Source organism: Bombella sp. ESL0378 (assembly GCF_009725845.1).
Taxonomy (GTDB): domain Bacteria; phylum Pseudomonadota; class Alphaproteobacteria; order Acetobacterales; family Acetobacteraceae; genus Bombella; species Bombella pollinis.
The window spans coordinates 250,201-265,178 of the sequence record NZ_WNIF01000007.1; the positions used below are offsets into that span (position 1 = coordinate 250,201).

At 51.6% G+C, this 14,978-nt stretch carries 15 protein-coding genes and 1 pseudogene; 3 read left to right on the top strand and 13 right to left on the bottom strand.

Translation table 11 applies throughout. The features are described from left to right. Nucleotides 1-5 precede the first annotated feature (5 nt). The 8 genes from GM556_RS06390 to flgG form a co-directional block, all read right to left on the bottom strand. The gene (locus GM556_RS06390; RefSeq protein ID WP_196424621.1) at nucleotides 6-1,091 is read right to left on the bottom strand and encodes a flagellar motor switch protein FliG; all 1,086 of its coding nucleotides are present in this window, start codon (nucleotides 1,089-1,091) and stop codon (nucleotides 6-8) included. 11 nt (nucleotides 1,092-1,102) lie between these two features. Continuing rightward, on the bottom strand, nucleotides 1,103-2,758 hold the full coding sequence (fliF, locus tag GM556_RS06395) for a flagellar basal-body MS-ring/collar protein FliF (RefSeq protein WP_230873314.1): 1,656 nt from the start codon (nucleotides 2,756-2,758) through the stop codon (nucleotides 1,103-1,105). A gap of 178 nt (nucleotides 2,759-2,936) precedes the next feature. Continuing rightward, nucleotides 2,937-3,302 (bottom strand): hypothetical protein, encoded by a 366-nt coding sequence (locus GM556_RS06400; protein WP_155573718.1) that lies wholly within the window; start codon nucleotides 3,300-3,302, stop codon nucleotides 2,937-2,939. A gap of 28 nt (nucleotides 3,303-3,330) precedes the next feature. After that, nucleotides 3,331-3,948, bottom strand: coding sequence for a MotE family protein (locus GM556_RS06405; protein WP_155579591.1), 618 nt, complete (start codon nucleotides 3,946-3,948; stop codon nucleotides 3,331-3,333). Further along, complete coding sequence (locus GM556_RS06410) at nucleotides 3,948-4,472, bottom strand: polymer-forming cytoskeletal protein (protein WP_155573720.1); 525 nt, start codon at nucleotides 4,470-4,472, stop codon at nucleotides 3,948-3,950. Before GM556_RS06410 ends, GM556_RS06405 begins: the two co-directional genes overlap by 1 nt. 143 nt (nucleotides 4,473-4,615) lie before the next feature. Further along, complete coding sequence (gene flgH, locus GM556_RS06415; RefSeq protein ID WP_155573721.1) at nucleotides 4,616-5,368, bottom strand: flagellar basal body L-ring protein FlgH; 753 nt, start codon at nucleotides 5,366-5,368, stop codon at nucleotides 4,616-4,618. After that, on the bottom strand, nucleotides 5,365-6,414 hold the full coding sequence (gene flgA, locus GM556_RS06420; protein WP_155579592.1) for a flagellar basal body P-ring formation chaperone FlgA: 1,050 nt from the start codon (nucleotides 6,412-6,414) through the stop codon (nucleotides 5,365-5,367). Before flgA ends, flgH begins: the two co-directional genes overlap by 4 nt. A gap of 12 nt (nucleotides 6,415-6,426) precedes the next feature. Then, nucleotides 6,427-7,215, bottom strand: coding sequence for a flagellar basal-body rod protein FlgG (gene flgG, locus GM556_RS06425; protein ID WP_099026928.1), 789 nt, complete (start codon nucleotides 7,213-7,215; stop codon nucleotides 6,427-6,429). A 266-nt stretch (nucleotides 7,216-7,481) separates the two neighbouring features. Between flgG and flgF the strand changes: the two genes are divergently transcribed. The 3 genes from flgF (at nucleotide 7,482) to GM556_RS06440 (ending at nucleotide 11,074) form a co-directional block, all read left to right on the top strand. Further along, nucleotides 7,482-8,231, top strand: a complete 750-nt coding sequence (flgF, locus tag GM556_RS06430; protein WP_155573723.1) for a flagellar basal-body rod protein FlgF — start codon at nucleotides 7,482-7,484, stop codon at nucleotides 8,229-8,231. A 158-nt stretch (nucleotides 8,232-8,389) separates the two neighbouring features. Then, the gene (gene flgK, locus GM556_RS06435) at nucleotides 8,390-9,937 is read left to right on the top strand and encodes a flagellar hook-associated protein FlgK (RefSeq protein WP_155579593.1); all 1,548 of its coding nucleotides are present in this window, start codon (nucleotides 8,390-8,392) and stop codon (nucleotides 9,935-9,937) included. Nucleotides 9,938-9,988: 51 nt separating this feature from the next. Continuing rightward, nucleotides 9,989-11,074, top strand: coding sequence for a flagellar biosynthesis protein FlgL (locus GM556_RS06440; RefSeq protein ID WP_155579594.1), 1,086 nt, complete (start codon nucleotides 9,989-9,991; stop codon nucleotides 11,072-11,074). 84 nt (nucleotides 11,075-11,158) lie between these two features. On the opposite strand, the gene GM556_RS06445 is transcribed toward GM556_RS06440, so the two are convergent. The 5 genes and pseudogenes from GM556_RS06445 to GM556_RS06465 form a co-directional block, all read right to left on the bottom strand. Next, the gene (locus tag GM556_RS06445) at nucleotides 11,159-11,590 is read right to left on the bottom strand and encodes a heme-binding protein (RefSeq protein WP_155573726.1); all 432 of its coding nucleotides are present in this window, start codon (nucleotides 11,588-11,590) and stop codon (nucleotides 11,159-11,161) included. A 13-nt stretch (nucleotides 11,591-11,603) separates the two neighbouring features. Beyond that, nucleotides 11,604-12,158 carry an alpha-ketoacid dehydrogenase subunit beta gene (locus GM556_RS08615; protein WP_196424780.1) on the bottom strand — a complete coding sequence of 185 codons (555 nt, stop codon included), beginning with the start codon at nucleotides 12,156-12,158 and terminating at the stop codon, nucleotides 11,604-11,606. 229 nt (nucleotides 12,159-12,387) lie between these two features. Further along, nucleotides 12,388-13,250 (bottom strand): annotated as a pseudogene (locus tag GM556_RS08620) (thiamine pyrophosphate-dependent dehydrogenase E1 component subunit alpha); the annotation flags it as partial. Between the two features lie 293 nt (nucleotides 13,251-13,543). After that, a complete protein-coding gene (locus GM556_RS06460; RefSeq protein ID WP_155573728.1) occupies nucleotides 13,544-14,515 on the bottom strand; it encodes a flagellin in 972 nt (323 codons plus the stop codon). Nucleotides 14,516-14,774: 259 nt separating this feature from the next. Next, on the bottom strand, nucleotides 14,775-14,978 hold a 204-nt coding region (locus tag GM556_RS06465; protein ID WP_255446359.1), incomplete at its 5' end, for a flagellin.

Below are 14,978 nucleotides of genomic sequence, written 5' to 3' on the forward strand. Positions count from 1 at the left end.
CAGATTTACTCGATGATTTCATCTTCAGAGGAGGAAGGCGAAATATCAATTTCACCATCATTCGCCAGACCTTTAATGAGCACAATCAGCTCCATCTGTGCGGCTTCTGCATCACGCAAACGCACAGCCCCCATGCCGCGGATCTCATCCTCCAAGAGGCCCGCAGCACGCTTAGACATGCATTTAAAGAACAACTCCCGCACAGTCTGATTGGCCGCTTTAAGGGCCAAGGGCAGCCGACTTTTTGCCTCGCCATCGCGATTGATCGCTGCCATGACGCGCATCATGTCATCAGGGGTGAGACGCTTGATATCATCGAAGGTGAACTTCAGTTGATTCACCTTCTCCATATCTTCTTCGCTCAACAGGCCAAGCTTCTCCGTGAGGGAAGCCTCCGTTTTGCGATCGAAGTTATTATACACCTCCGCCACGAAAGCATAACTATCGCGCTTGGTGGACCGTCCAAAGGCCATAATCAGCTCCTTACGGAGGGTCATCTCCAAACTCTCCAGCACATCCTTGCTGACAGGACTCATATGGAGGATGCGCATAATTACATCAGTAGCGAACTCCTCAGGGAAAAGCGTAAGCACACGCGCCACATGCGCTGGAGCGATATAGCTAAGGATAACCGCCACGGTCTGCGGTTGTTCATTACGCAGATAATTTGCCAAAGTGGCCTCGGGCATATTGCCCATTTTGGCCCATACGCTACGCCCTGATGGGCCGCGTATATCCTCCATGATCTTCTCGACCACTTCAGCAGGAAGGGCGCGTTTAAGGTAATCTTCTGTCGTTTCATAACTGCCGACAAAGCCATCTGCGCTCGAATATTTCTCTGCAAACTCGTTACAAACAGCTTCAACCCGATCCGCCTGTACAATCCCCAAAACGGACATCGCTTTGGAAATGTCGCGCACCTCATCCTCCTGCAAAGAACGAAAAATACGCGCTGAACGCTCTTGGCCTAGAGCGAGCATCAAAATAGCGGCTTTCTCGCTCCCCTTCATCGCCGCGATTAACCCGGGGCGCGCTGTCTCGGATTGACCGGCAGCGGCATCCAACCCGCCATTCATCATTTGCTCTGCCATGATGGCCCTCCTTAACTCTCTGCCACTGGTTTGGTTGGCTCTGGCTCAGCTAACCAATTACGAATGACGGCAACGGCATCATCAGGGTTCGTCTCAACACGTTGAACAACACGCGCGAGGGCCTCTCGGCGCATCTTCCCTTCCACACCCTCAACGCTGATGCGATCACCACGGTCTACGGCATCATCTGGCTTGGCCTCACCCTCTGCCATACCGGGGGCCGCTGTAGCATCCATCGCAGCAGCATTTTGTGCAGCAGCAGCTTCGCTCCCCTTACGCACACGCCGTAGAATAGGCCCAAAGAGCATTGCCGCCGCGCCGAGGAGCAAGAGAATGGGAACAATCCATTCCGCCAGATAGATAATCTTCTCTCTGGTAAAGAATGGTGTCTCCTCATGCGGAAGGTCTGTCCCACCATCAACACGGAATGGCATTGAAACAACATTGACCTCATCACCGCGTGTCTTGTCATAGCCAATGGTTGTCTGCACTAATTGGGTTAGGCGTTTAACCTCAGCTTCATCCAAAGGCTTCCATGATGGTTTACCGTTTTTATCAGCCGTAACAGTCCCATCCACCAGCACAGCAAGACTAATCCGCGACACACGCGGGCGTGTCTGATTAATAACGCGCGTCCGCTTGCCGATTTCGTAATTATTCGTCTCATCCGTCCGCTCCTCGCTGGAGCCTGTCCGGTTATTCTGCCCTGCATTTGCGTTAGGAAGGTTATTGCCAACGCTGGTATTCTGATTCGCCTCCGTATTGGCACTCTTATCCGTACTCGTGCTTTGGGAGCGCAAGACTTGCTCATTCGGATCGTACGATTCATCGGTCTCATGGATGAGGTCCGTATTCATCGTCACAGCCGCGCGTGCCCGCACATGGCCCATGCCTAATGTAGGAGTAAGAATATCCTCCACCGCTTGCGCAAGACGCTGCTCCTCAGCATGACGTTGCTTTTCTAAAGACGATTCTTGGCCTGCAAGACTATCTGGGTCTCCGGGACGTGCTAGAACATCCCCCCGCGTATCCACGATGGAAATACCATGCGCCTTTAATCCCGGTACTGCTGCAGACACTAGGTTCTGAATCGCGGAAATCGCATCCTCTGATACTGCTCCAGTACGCCCCACATCCAAAATCACACTCGCTTGGGATGGGTTCGTCTCCGTAGAAAATAAGTCACGATGAGGCAAAACAAGATGTACACGCACATTCCTTACACCGTGAATGAGACGGATGGAGCGTTCCAACTCGCCTTCCAAAGCGCGTGTCTCGTCTATGCCTTGCTCAAACTGCGTGCTGGTGAGCGTGCCGCTTTTATCAAACAGCTCATACCCGACAATCCCCCCACCGGGCAGACCCGCCTTGGCCAATAGAAGCCGCGCCTCTGCCACCTTGTTGGTCGGCACATACAAGGTACGGCCATCCGGCCCTGTATTAGTAGGGATATGCGCCTTGGCAAGGTCATCCACCATCTCGGCGGCTTCATTAAGCTCTAAATCCCCATAGAGCAGGGACATAGAGGAGGTACGATTATGAAAAGCAATTACCCCAAGGGAGAGCAACAACATCACCCCTACGACCCCAAGAGCAATAAGCCTTACCCGGCCAAGGCTCTTCAACCCTTCTATAATCTGCGGCAAACGGAGCTTACTAAACTGCATATAACGGGTATCTACCTGCTGCTCTTACGCCGGAAGCAGCAAAGCCCGCTACCGGATTTACCATATAAGCCACAATAATTATGGCAAGACTATCGCTCTCATGTCCTAACTAACCTTCACTATAGCCCAATGTAAAGCCTATATAAGGTTAATTATCGGTGTATGCCTTTACACCTGATTACGGTGCAAAATATTGTGTGCTAGGCGGCACCTTCTTAGCGGGCATCATAAGACGATTAGCGTTTTGCTCTGGCGTCAAACCACGCGGCCCTTCATACGTCTCATGAGCCATATTCGGCGTTAATTCTGGCCGTGCCCAACAATCCACACCATTCCAGCTCTGCGTACAATAAGGCTGCGGAGGCGGGGTGCGTTCTGGTGGGGCGCACCAATCCTCCCCTTCCTCCAAATAACCTGCTTGGCACTGCCGCCCTGTCATCTTGCTAGCCAGATAATCTGGCGCACATGCGCTAAGCCCAACTAAGGTAGGCATAAGCACAAACATCGCCTTCCACGAGCGTGATAATGAACAAGACTGCCCCATGATTCGCTTCTCCTGCATTATCCCCTCATTATTGCCGTGATGGTAAAAGCGGCCCGCTCTGGGGTACCGCCTCATAATGCACACGCTCTGCTGCATCGGCTGCGGGGGCCTCATTCAACCCCGAAGCAGAAGCCCCATCCCCTGCCACAACAGGAATCGCTAAAGCAGGATGATGAAAATGCCGCACACCCACTAAATATTGCGAGACAAGATTCACCCTATCGGGCGTCATATGCGCCATAATACCGGAGAGCTTACGCGTATTCATGGAGGCTGCTATGGCTATCAAGACATGCGGGTCCATAACATCAAAGACCGCAGCCGCCTCTCTAGGGCGCATGACCTCATAAATACCAACCAAGCGTGCCACAGCTTCTTGAGGGACCAACTTATGATTATCCACCGTCTCCGAAAAAGCCGCTTTTGATTGATTCAGCACATGCATCCGCAGCTCCAACGCTTTACGCGCTGCTGCAAAAATACGCTGCTGCTCCTGCATTTGCTGCTCTGTATCATGGTCTGGGACGCCATCTAGCCCCGCTGCCTTAGCAGGCGAGGGCCAGAGCATACCAACACATAAAAATAAGGCAGCAAAGCCACTTACATAACGCAGTCGCCGGGATTGCTGAAAGCACACACCCGCCATTAGCCCCCCAATGGAATCTCGGCGTCTTGTTCCGCCTCGCTAATATCTGGGGTTTTTGCCGCCCAATGAGGGTCTGGCTCATCATCACCGGGGATGACAAGATGAGCCTCATCATGCGCTACAACAGTTTGCCCTTCCCTCTGGGTGTCAGGACGCTGCTGTCCCCCACCCTTACGGGAAACGGAAATACGGACATCCCCTTCAAAGCTTGCATCCTCATGGATAGCACAGCCTGTTGGGCTTCCCATCTCAATCACACAATCAGAAATACGCGCATTAGCACCAGCCGTTAGCCGAGGGGTAGTGAAAGTCACCCCCGTAACGTACCCGTCAATCATCACTGATTGTGCTTCAATCTGGCCGTCTTTTAGGGTGCCACTCTCGGTAAGACAAATATGCTCAGCTTGAAGGGCCGCCTGCTCAACATCACCAGCAATATGCAGGCTCCCCTCCACGACACCACGCAGCGACTGCACAACAAGTCCTGCTGGAATAAAGCCTTCTCTTTGTTTGCTTTCAGACATTTACTCTCTCCCCTTCCCCATAACGGCCATTCCACGCCATCTAAACCATCTTACACAAGCCATGATTATGGCATAAAATGCCATATCGCAATGTGTAAGCCTTATATAGGCCATAAACCTTAATAATGTCCTTTTATATCCCCTTAAAAAGGCAAGACATTCTCTAAAACCTTCTGCCCATAACGCGGCTGTTGATATTGCGAGAGCTGACCACGCCCGCCATAAGAGATGCGCGCCTCAGCAATGCGGTCATGCGTAACGACATTATCTTCAGAGATATCCTGTGGTCGGACAACACCACTCACCATAATTTGCCTTAGCTCACCATTCACGCGGACTTCTTGGCGGGCCACAACGACAAAATTACCATTAGGCAAAACCTGCGTGATGACACCGGCCAATGTGAGCGTCACCGTATCAATACGCCGAATCGTTCCCGCCCCGGTATTCGCGCTAGAGCTGCTCGTATCAAGCGCATCAGCACTCGTCAGGTGAGATAACGCCTTACCTTTAAAGCCAAACAGACTTGGAATCCCAAAAACCTCTGATGCACTACCGGATGCCGTGGTGTTGTTGGTGACATTAGCTGTATCAGCAACCTGAATCTTCACCGTAAGCAAATCCCCCGCTTGCGCGGCACGCTGGTCTTTAAAGAAGGCACGGCTCCCCGGCCGCCATAAACTGCCTACCTCTGTCGGTGGGGCCTGAAGCGGCGGGCTAGGCATAGTAATCGGCCGATAATCGGGGGCTTGCGTGGGGTCAGCCGTCCGCGTCATACGCGGGAGATGGCCCATTTCGCTCATCCCGCTAACCCCTAAACACCCACTCAACCCCACTAAAAGGCCAGGTACCACACCCACGCGCAGCCATGCCCGCTTTGACCATAAGGACATCATGGGCGGCTTCCTCCATCAAGCATCATGGTGTTAATCCCCAGCCTACGCGCTTCTTCCGAATCAGGAGGAATGGCTGTAGAGGACGCATCAACCCTAATCTCGCCCGAGGCACTGACCCGGCCAATCAGTATCATACGACTACCCAGATTAAGCGCATGGACAAATTGCCCACTGCCACCATCTTCTAACGCACGGCCTGTCGCGGTGAGACGGATGCCCGTGCTGTTGTAGCTCAACAAAACAGGGTCTCCGCGATGGACAAGAATGGCACGCCGTAAATCTGTTGCTTCCACAGGTTGACCTGCCCCGACAGTCCGCACCAAGGCCATGCCAATCATCTTTTCTGGCTCTGGCAAAGAGCGTGCTAATGGGGGCACCGTGCCGGTAAAGGCTGGGTCTATCCGCATATCATCTTGCTGAATAATATGGCCTGATGGCAATGCGTGGTCATACACCATCACAGGCTGTACGGGGCGAATACTCCCGCGCACGGTAAAGCTATCCGCTCCTGCCGTACCAGAAGGATGAGAAGGCTGAGCCAGCGCGGTAAAGCGACCTGTTTTATGGTCCCACTCAAAATTAGAGAGCGTAATAGGGTCCGCTTCCCCCTCATCCACCATAACGGGCGTGAAACTAGCAATCTCCACCACGACACTACCCGCACCCTCACCTTGTGCGACCATTTTACGCACCAAAGCGGCAAAATCATCCCGCCCCAACACATGACCAGCCCGTGTAAGAGTCAGACTCGCAGAGGAGGATTGATCATCCCAATCCACTCCATATTGATCCGCTAAGGCGATAAGCTGGCTCCCGCCAATCGTAATGGCTTTCCCCGGCGCAGGGGCTGGGCCAAGGAGGCGATCTTGCCCGCTCTCCAACCCCTCAAAAACATCAGAAAGATAAACGGACGCCCCATGCACAACCCCAGAAGGACGCAATGTTGCCGCCAGCATAGTATGAGGCAGAAACCACCCCGCACCAAGGCAAAGACATGCTGCAATCGCCTTCATCCCACCTATCTTCACCTTACAGAGCCCCTGCATATAGCCCCGCTCTTAACGCAGATTTGTTAAGGTCTGGAGCATCTCATCAGAGGCGGTAATGCTCTTACTATTCATCTCATAAGCACGTTGTGCCGTGATAAGGTCCGTAATTTCCGTCACAGCATTTACAGCGGATTCCTCAACGAACCCCTGCCGAATTGTCCCAAAACCGGTCGTCTCTGGGTTACCGATAATAGGATCCCCCGAGGATGTTGTCTCGGTAAAGAGGTTCTGCCCCATAGCGGCTAGACCATTCTCATTTTGGAAAGTCGTAAGCTGAATCTGCCCCGCTACTTGGGAGTTCGCCTGACCAGAGAGCGTGTATTGCACTTGCCCAGTTTGGTCGATGGTGATGTTTTCAGCATTATTAGGGATCGAAATATTCGGCGTAAGAGGATAGCCATCTGCCGTCACAATCGCCCCATCTTGCGAGAGAGAAAATGTCCCATCGCGCGTATAGGCATATTCCCCATTCGGCAATAGAATACGGAAATAACCGCGCCCTTCTACTGCGAGATCCAACGCATTACCGGTTTGAGCCAAACTACCTTGCTCGTTAATCCGGTAAATAGCTGCGGTACGCACACCCAAACCAACCTGCGCCCCGGCTGGCACGCGGTAACCAGTATCAGAACTCATCGTCCCGACCCGGCGGAGGTCTTGATAGATAAGGTCCTGAAACTCCGCCCGGCGTCTTTTATAGCCTGTAGTCGTCATATTGGCGATGTTGTGGGAGATGGTTTCCACATTGGTGGACTGGGCCTGCATCCCTGTCGCGGCAACATCGAGTGATCTCAGCATAAATGGGCATCCTTAAAGATTCTGCCACCATCGCCATGGCAAGCACAATAAACGCATTACTATGCCCTCTCATAAACCAGAGAAGTTCCTTTTATCAAGGATATTTATATGAACACATCATGAATAAGTCCTTAATTAGGTAGCTTTATCAAGGTTAAATTAAAGCCATATACCAACAAAAAGCCTATAGGAGCTTTACATAAGGCCATAATAATGCGATTAAAACGCCCAATATGGCATAAATAGCCTTTATAAGGACGTTCGGCATGGACATAACCGGTTATCTTGCACTAGCCCGTATTGATGCCCTCACACGCGGGCTTGAGGTCACCACGAACAATCTGGCCAATAGCAGCACGGATGGCTTTAAGGAGCATCGTGTCCTCTTTTCCGACTATCTCTCCCGCCAACATGGGGCCGATTTGGTCAATGGGGAGAAAGTCCTAACCTATAGCCAAGACCGCTCTACTTATTTAGACACACTTCAGGGCGAATTACGCCAAACAGGTAACCCGCTAGACCTAGCTATTAATGGGTCGGGTTATTTTGTGGTCCGTACACCACAAGGACTCCGCCTTACCCGCAATGGCCAGCTCCATCGTGGTGAGGATGGTACGATTGTCGATTCGTCAGGGGACCCAGTGTTGGATGATCAACGCCGCCCTATCACGCTCAACGCTGATGAGCAGATTCTCCCCCTCGGCATTGGGGCTGATGGCACCATCTCTACCGAAAAAGGCATTATCGCTAAATTAGGCCTTGCTACAGTGGAGAATCCTAATACGCTCCATGCTGAAGGTAATCATCTTTTTCGTCCCACAACGGAGCTACAAAACGTCCCCACCCAAGAGATTCGGCAAGGGATGTTAGAATCCAGCAACGTCAATGCGGTGGAAGAAACCACGGCAATGATTAAGACCCAACGGGAATATGACCTTAATTTTCAACTCTTACAAACTGAGTTTACCCGCCGCCTTAACGCGATTGATAAAATCCCCGCTGAGCCTACAACATAACCCCCCTAGCAAGGTTAAGGAATTGTTAGGCAAAATATATGCCTTGTGTTTAACTTCATGTAACCCTCACGCCGTATGGTAAGCCTTATCAAAGCCCACCTTGTGCTTTTCTAGGTTATTGGCCTTTACGCCAGCCTTTTCATTCTGGGAGAAAGAACATGAGTCTCGGTCTATCCCTCAATATCGCTTCCAGTGGGCTTAAAACCATTGAGAACGAGCTTTCAACAACATCTGATAATATTTCTAATGCTTCGACCCCCGGTTATGTGGCAGCCACGCCAACGCCAACTTCTATGGTTGTCTCTGGGATGGGCGTTGGCGTTACAACCAATCATAACCGCCTCGTTGTATCGCAAGCGTTGCAAGATGCACTCTATCACCAAAATGCGCAGGTTGCAGCCCTCACAGCCACCAGCAACTCCTTAGCGGCTGTCTCCTCCGTACAGGGGACGACAACAAGCTCTGATGGCTCCACAGCAGTGGGCACGCTAACTAATAACCTGCAAAATGTTAATAACGCTTTTGTATCGCTCACCAGCACCCCGCAAGATAGTGCCGCCCAAAAAACGGTTATTTCTGCTGCTCAAACATTAGTCAGCAACATCCATACGCTCTCCTCCGTCTATCAAGCACAACGCCAAGGTGCGCAGGATGCGGTGACGGATAGCGTCTCAGGCATTAATACCGACCTAACAACGATCGGCCAGCTCTCCCAGCAAATCATGTTGGCACGCTCCTCCCATGCCGATACCTCAGACCTTGCCAATAAACGCTATGAAGCTATGCAGAGCCTCTCTAGCAAATTGGGGGTTAGTTTTACCGAGAAGCCCAATGGCGACATGCTCGTCTCCACACAAGATGGCACAAGCCTTCCCACCCGGCCGGACCAGCTTGGCTTATCCAATGGGCTATTAACAGGCCCAAGCTCCACATGGCCGCTCACTACACAAAATGCCACGCTAAGCTCCAGCATGTATCACGCCACAGATGGTAGTGATAAAGGTGTGCCGGGCATTATGCTCGCTGGGAAAGACATCACCTCCCATCTAACAGGCGGGACATTGGGGGCGAATCTTACACTGCGCGACCAAACCTATCCGCAGATGCAAGCCCAGCTTGATTCCTTCTCCTACACCTTAATCAACCGCTTCAATGCTGCTGGTGTGTCACTCTTTAGCAATGGGACGACACAAAATCTCTCCTCTGACCCAACCAAAACAGCACCAAATGGACTCGTTGGGCTTTCCTCTCAGCTTGCTGTCTCTGATAGCTACCTCCAAGCCCCTGCGCGCCTGACTGAAAACCTCACCGGCCTTCAGCACTCCAACATCAAACCCAATGCTGTACTCAATCAGGCTTTTGGGAGTGGGCCTTCCTCTGTGACCAATAACCTCATGGCCCCTATGTCCGGTTTGGGGCCAGATGGCCAACAATCCACAGGCTATGAAGGCGCACAAAGCCTGACCCAGCTTGCCACAGCCCTAACGGCAAATCAGGCACAGACCATTAGCCAGTCCAATAGCGACCTTAGCACAGCAACCTCCATCCAAACGTCACTTTCCACCAAAGTGGCCAGTGTCTCTGGCGTGGATGTCAACAGCCAAATGGCGGCTGTTGTCGCCTTAAAGACCTCTTATTCCGCCAATGCTAAAGTCGTCTCTATGGTGCAAACCATGTTCGATACCCTCCTTAACGCGGTGCATTAAACACACCGCCCCTCTCTTTACGCCCTTTATCATAAATAGGAGTTCCCCCTCATGAGCATGAGTGTTGGCCAATATGGTGCCTCTGGGGCAGAATTAATCCTCAATGCCGGAATTAAACAAATTGAAGCCGCTCAAAGCGATGTCGCGTGGCAAAGCTCACAAGGGACAATCTCCTCCAGCATTGCAGGGCTAGGAAGCAACCGTCAGGCGGCCCTCACCCTTAGCCCTAAACTCTCCGAGTTAAACAGCTATCAAAGCAATATCTCTATTGTGCAGAACCGCCTCTCCCTCGGCTCCACTGCCTTTACACAAATTACCGACCTCGCACAGTCCCTCAACACTATGTTGCTGAACATGACCTCCTCCGAAGGCGGCTCCACCACAGCAACAAACGCCGCGGCGGATTCAGCCCAAAAAGGCCTCAGCACGTTAGGGACAATCCTCAACACATCTGATGGCTCAAGCTTTCTCTTTGCTGGGCATGATACAGCCGCAGCCCCCGTTACCTCCCCCTCTGGCCTCTCCAGCAGCACGCTTGCTCAAACAATCTCTAAGCAGCTCTCTGGCCTAACTGACACGAATAGCGACACTATCTTCCAGCAAGCGACAACCGCGAGTGCCGATAATAGTACCGCTATGAGCGTCTTCTCACCCGCTTTATCCGTCTCTGCTGATGACGCAACGACCCTACGCGCTACAGCCGTCATCGGGCCAAATGATAATATCATCACAACCGCTCCTGTCGCGACAGAAGGCGGCCAGGCCTCTGCCACCTCCACAGGCTCACCTATACGCGACCTTATGCGCGATATGATGTTAATGTCCGGTATGAAGGGCATGAGCACAACAACACCCGGCTTTACAAAACTTGTCACCCAAATGCACAGCTCACTAAGCCAGACCATCAATCAGCTCATTGACATGAATACAAGCATGGGGGTGACACAAAACACACTCTCCCGTCAGAAGGGCATCTTCTCCAGCGTTACATTGATGGTAAAGACCCAACTCTCCAACAATCTTGATGCAAATCTTGCTGAGGTCGCCACACGCTCATCCGACCTTAATCTTCAGCTCAAAGCCTCCTTCTCGCTTATTGCTGATACGAAGAACATGTCCCTCGCTGATTATCTCTAAATATCTAACATTCATCCTCCTCCCCAAAAAAAGGCCGCTCTCCCCATAGGAGGCGGCCCTTTTTATAGGATTTGCGCTATAAGATTACAGCTTATCAAACCCCGTGAAAGATAAAGCCTTTACAGCGGCCTCTTGGTCTTGCTCATACGTCCCACCAGAGACCCCAAGGCCACCTATAAGGCGGCCTTGATAAAAAATAGGATACCCACCCCCAACAGCCATCAAACGCGGATGACTAGCAAGGGGAGCCATGTGAGACTCTTGCACCAGGCTGTTCCATATATGGGTTGGTTGCCCAAAAGAACAGGCCGTCCATGCTTTATCACAGGCTATTTCCGCTGTCAGAAAGGCCGCTTCGTCAGCTCGCCCAAAAGCGCGTAAATGTCCCCCCGCATCCATCACCGCGATGGAAAAAGCAATCTTTTGGGCCGCACCTTCTTTTAGAACCGCCTCGATAAGAGCCTGTGCAGCCTCCCATGTAATCTGCGCTGTTTCCTGCTGGTATTTTACGGGCATGATAAACCTCCTCTTATGCTTTATGGCCCATTGCACGCTTTACTGCCGCAACAATCTGCGTCGCACCGGGGATATAGGCTTCCTCCAATAATGGGGAGAACGGCACCGGCGTGTGAGGCGCGCTCACCATCTGCGGGGCTGATTTAAGAGAAGAGAACCGCTTTTCGACCACCTGCGCCATAATATCCGCCTCGACACCCGCCTTAGCAAGCTGCGTAGCGGCCTCCAAAGCGCGAGGCACCATCGGCCCATAGGTGATGATCGACACATCACGCCCCTCCCGCACATGCTGTGCTGTCCCAAAAGGCACCGTATAAGGGGCTTCTGGCACTGGGCCTGTCATCTCATAAAACGCTTTAGGCTCGCAGAAAATGACGGGGTCTTTATCGCGGATAGCCTCAATCATCAGCCCCTTTGCATCATAAGGCGTGCTCGGGCAGACGACCTTTAACCCCGGAATATGCGTAAAAAGGGATGTCAACATTTGCGAATGTTGAGCTGCACCATTAATCCCCGCCCCAACCATCGTGCGGATGACCAACGGAATCTCTGCCGTGCCGCCAAACATATAACGAATCTTCGCCGCTTGGTTTAAAAGCTGGTACAAAGCATACGCCCATAACGTCGATAAACGGCACTTCTGCAACAACGGGCACACCAGAGAGTGCCGCCCCTACGGCAGCCCCAACATAGGCCATTTCCGTTGGTGGGGCATCAATAACGCGGTCGCCATATTTACTATACAGCCCCTTTGTCACGCCAAGGACACCCCCCCCCCAGCAATCAACATCTCCACCAGCATCCACACTGGCTGCCTCCACAAGCGATTCGACCTCACGATCCACCGCCTCAAGCTCTGATGAGCTAAGCCCTTCTTGTACGGCTTGATGCCTAAACCGCTTTAAACAATCCTGATTCGCCCGTGCCTTGGCCACTTCTCCAGTAGGGCGATAAACCTGCGTATCCCCTTCAAAATGACCATAAAAACGTACAGTCTTACATTCCAACAACACAGGCCCATGCCCTGCGCGCATCTGGGCAATTAACTCCCCTGCGGTGCGATAAACCGCAAAGAAATCCGGCCCATCCACCGTTACGGCGGGCATACCAAAACCTTTAGCGCGGTCCTCGTAACTCGTGACAGAGGTTGTTCTTTGCTGCGGTGTTGATTGTGCGTAATGATTATTCTCGACAACGAACATCATAGGCAGCTTCCATACGCTGGCGAGGTTCATGCTCTCCAGCAGGCCCCTTCATTCACACCGCCATCACCACCAAAGACAACAGCGACATGGCCTTTCCCTGCCAGCTTATCAGCCAGAGCCGCCCCACATGCGAGCGGAGCCCCCGCACCTAAAATACCATTAGCCCCCAACATGCCCTTGCTGAGATCAGCAATATGCATGGAACCCCCTTTGCCATTGCAAACGCCTCCTTGGCGGCCGTAAATCTCCTTCATCATCGCCATAACATCCACCCCTTTGGCGATGCAGTGACCATGCCCGCGATGTGTACTAGCAATTTGATCTTCATCTGTTAAATGGCTGCAAATCCCTACTGCCGTAGCCTCTTGCCCTGCATAAAGATGGGCAAATCCGGGGACGCTGCCCGTTTTATAATCCTCATGCAGACGGTCCTCAAAAACACGAATAGTCTTCATCCGCCGATAAGCTGCCAATAAAACATCATGAGGGATTGGCGTATTTTTGTCTTATTTTCTCTCGTCTTTAGCGTTCATTCTTTCCTCCTAGGCAAAGTATATGGCACTATCTCAATGCCTGTTGTTATCTCTATGCCCGTTAGAGGAGAAACCGATAGAACTATCCTGCACAAAACTTGCCTTATCTTCCAAAAATTATGACCCATAAAAAGAACGCCACCGTGGTATCACGATGGCGTTCTTTGTAACCAAACCCAAAAGGAACCAGCCCCGTAGGGCTAGGCTTCCCCCTCTTACTGGAAAAGAGACAGAATGTTCTGGGACTGACCATTAGCAATGGAGAGGGACTTAATACCCAAAGATTGCTTGGTCTGCAGGGAGGTCAGCTTAGCAGACTCAGCGGACATATCCGCATCAGTCAACGCACCAGACGCCGCTGTCAAAGAGTCGGCAGATTTCTGACCATAATCGCTCATGGAATCGATAAGCTTCTGGTTGGAGCCAAGGTCAGAGGTGACGTTTGTCATCGCCTCAATAGCTTTCTGCACCTGCGAAATCATCTTCACGACGCCCTGCTTCGGATCCCCCGCATAAGCATCGCTTAGGCGTGCACCATTAGCTGTAGCAGTGAGGAAGATATTCACATCTGGGTCCACACCTGGTGTAGCACTACCGGGGGTTAAACCCAGCATTTCTGACAAGATATGCCCAACACCATAGCCTGTGGTCGCGCCAATCATGCTGCCATAGCTTGTCAATGTTTGCGTATCACCCTGCACGCCCGTCACATAGGTAAGGCTATTGGAGGTAATGCCCAACCCATCAGTCGTGCCGCTCAATGTCCCACCGGAGAGGAGATTGATGCCCTTTGTGGTCGCATTACGCGCAATCGTATCGATGGACTTCATGTAGCCCGTGATTTCTTTATTCAACTGACCAAGGGATGTTTCACTCCCAATGTTATTACCCACCGTTGTAATAGCATTCTGCACATCTTGCAGAACCTTGATGATGCTATTTGCCGCAGAGTTGGTAGAGCTAACAATCTGAGAGGCGTAGCTCAACCCATCATTCACAGCACTCTGCCCAGAGATATCACCGCCAATTTGTGCGGAAATACCAAAAGCAGCTGGGTTATCAGACGCATTGGCCACCTTCTTACCGGTGGAGACGGCGTTCTCTGTTTTAGCAAGTTCACTCTGTGTGGTGTTCAATGTCTCCAAGGCGACCATGGAGGATGTGTTTGTGTTAATGGAAAGACTCATAGTCTTTTCTCCCAGCTCATCTAAATCAAAAGCAACGGCAAGTCGTTGACAGAACTATACAACCACAGAAATTTTACAGGATTCTTACATTAAAGAATAAAAATCACCTTTATTTTAGACAACAACGTAAAGAATTAACCTTATTAACTATATATTTATTATATCTTACCATAAAAAGAACGCCACCGTGGTATCACGATGGCGTTCTTTGTAACCAAACCCAAAAGGAACCAGCCCCGTAGGGCTAGGCTTCCCCCTCTTACTGGAAAAGAGACAGAATGTTCTGGGACTGACCATTAGCAATGGAGAGGGACTTAATGCCCAAGGATTGCTTGGTCTGCAGGGAGGTCAGCTTAGCAGACTCAGCGGACATATCCGCATCAGTCAACGCACCAGACGCCGCTGTCAAAGAGTCGGCAGATTTCTGACCATAATCGCTCATGGAATCGATAAGCTTCTGGTT

Excerpts from the sequence above, each read along its gene's own strand:
- GM556_RS06390 (WP_196424621.1), bottom strand. The coding sequence starts at position 1,091 with ATGGCAGAGCAAATGATGAATGGCGGGTTGGATGCCGCTGCCGGTCAA.
- fliF (WP_230873314.1), bottom strand. The coding sequence starts at position 2,758 with ATGCAGTTTAGTAAGCTCCGTTTGCCGCAGATTATAGAAGGGTTGAAG.
- GM556_RS06400 (WP_155573718.1), bottom strand. The coding sequence starts at position 3,302 with ATGGGGCAGTCTTGTTCATTATCACGCTCGTGGAAGGCGATGTTTGTG.
- GM556_RS06405 (WP_155579591.1), bottom strand. The coding sequence starts at position 3,948 with ATGGCGGGTGTGTGCTTTCAGCAATCCCGGCGACTGCGTTATGTAAGT.
- GM556_RS06410 (WP_155573720.1), bottom strand. The coding sequence starts at position 4,472 with ATGTCTGAAAGCAAACAAAGAGAAGGCTTTATTCCAGCAGGACTTGTT.
- flgH (WP_155573721.1), bottom strand. The coding sequence starts at position 5,368 with ATGATGTCCTTATGGTCAAAGCGGGCATGGCTGCGCGTGGGTGTGGTA.
- flgA (WP_155579592.1), bottom strand. The coding sequence starts at position 6,414 with ATGCAGGGGCTCTGTAAGGTGAAGATAGGTGGGATGAAGGCGATTGCA.
- flgG (WP_099026928.1), bottom strand. The coding sequence starts at position 7,215 with ATGCTGAGATCACTCGATGTTGCCGCGACAGGGATGCAGGCCCAGTCC.
- flgF (WP_155573723.1), top strand. The coding sequence starts at position 7,482 with ATGGACATAACCGGTTATCTTGCACTAGCCCGTATTGATGCCCTCACA.
- flgK (WP_155579593.1), top strand. The coding sequence starts at position 8,390 with ATGAGTCTCGGTCTATCCCTCAATATCGCTTCCAGTGGGCTTAAAACC.
- GM556_RS06440 (WP_155579594.1), top strand. The coding sequence starts at position 9,989 with ATGAGCATGAGTGTTGGCCAATATGGTGCCTCTGGGGCAGAATTAATC.
- GM556_RS06445 (WP_155573726.1), bottom strand. The coding sequence starts at position 11,590 with ATGCCCGTAAAATACCAGCAGGAAACAGCGCAGATTACATGGGAGGCT.
- GM556_RS08615 (WP_196424780.1), bottom strand. The coding sequence starts at position 12,158 with ATGTTTGGCGGCACGGCAGAGATTCCGTTGGTCATCCGCACGATGGTT.
- GM556_RS06460 (WP_155573728.1), bottom strand. The coding sequence starts at position 14,515 with ATGAGTCTTTCCATTAACACAAACACATCCTCCATGGTCGCCTTGGAG.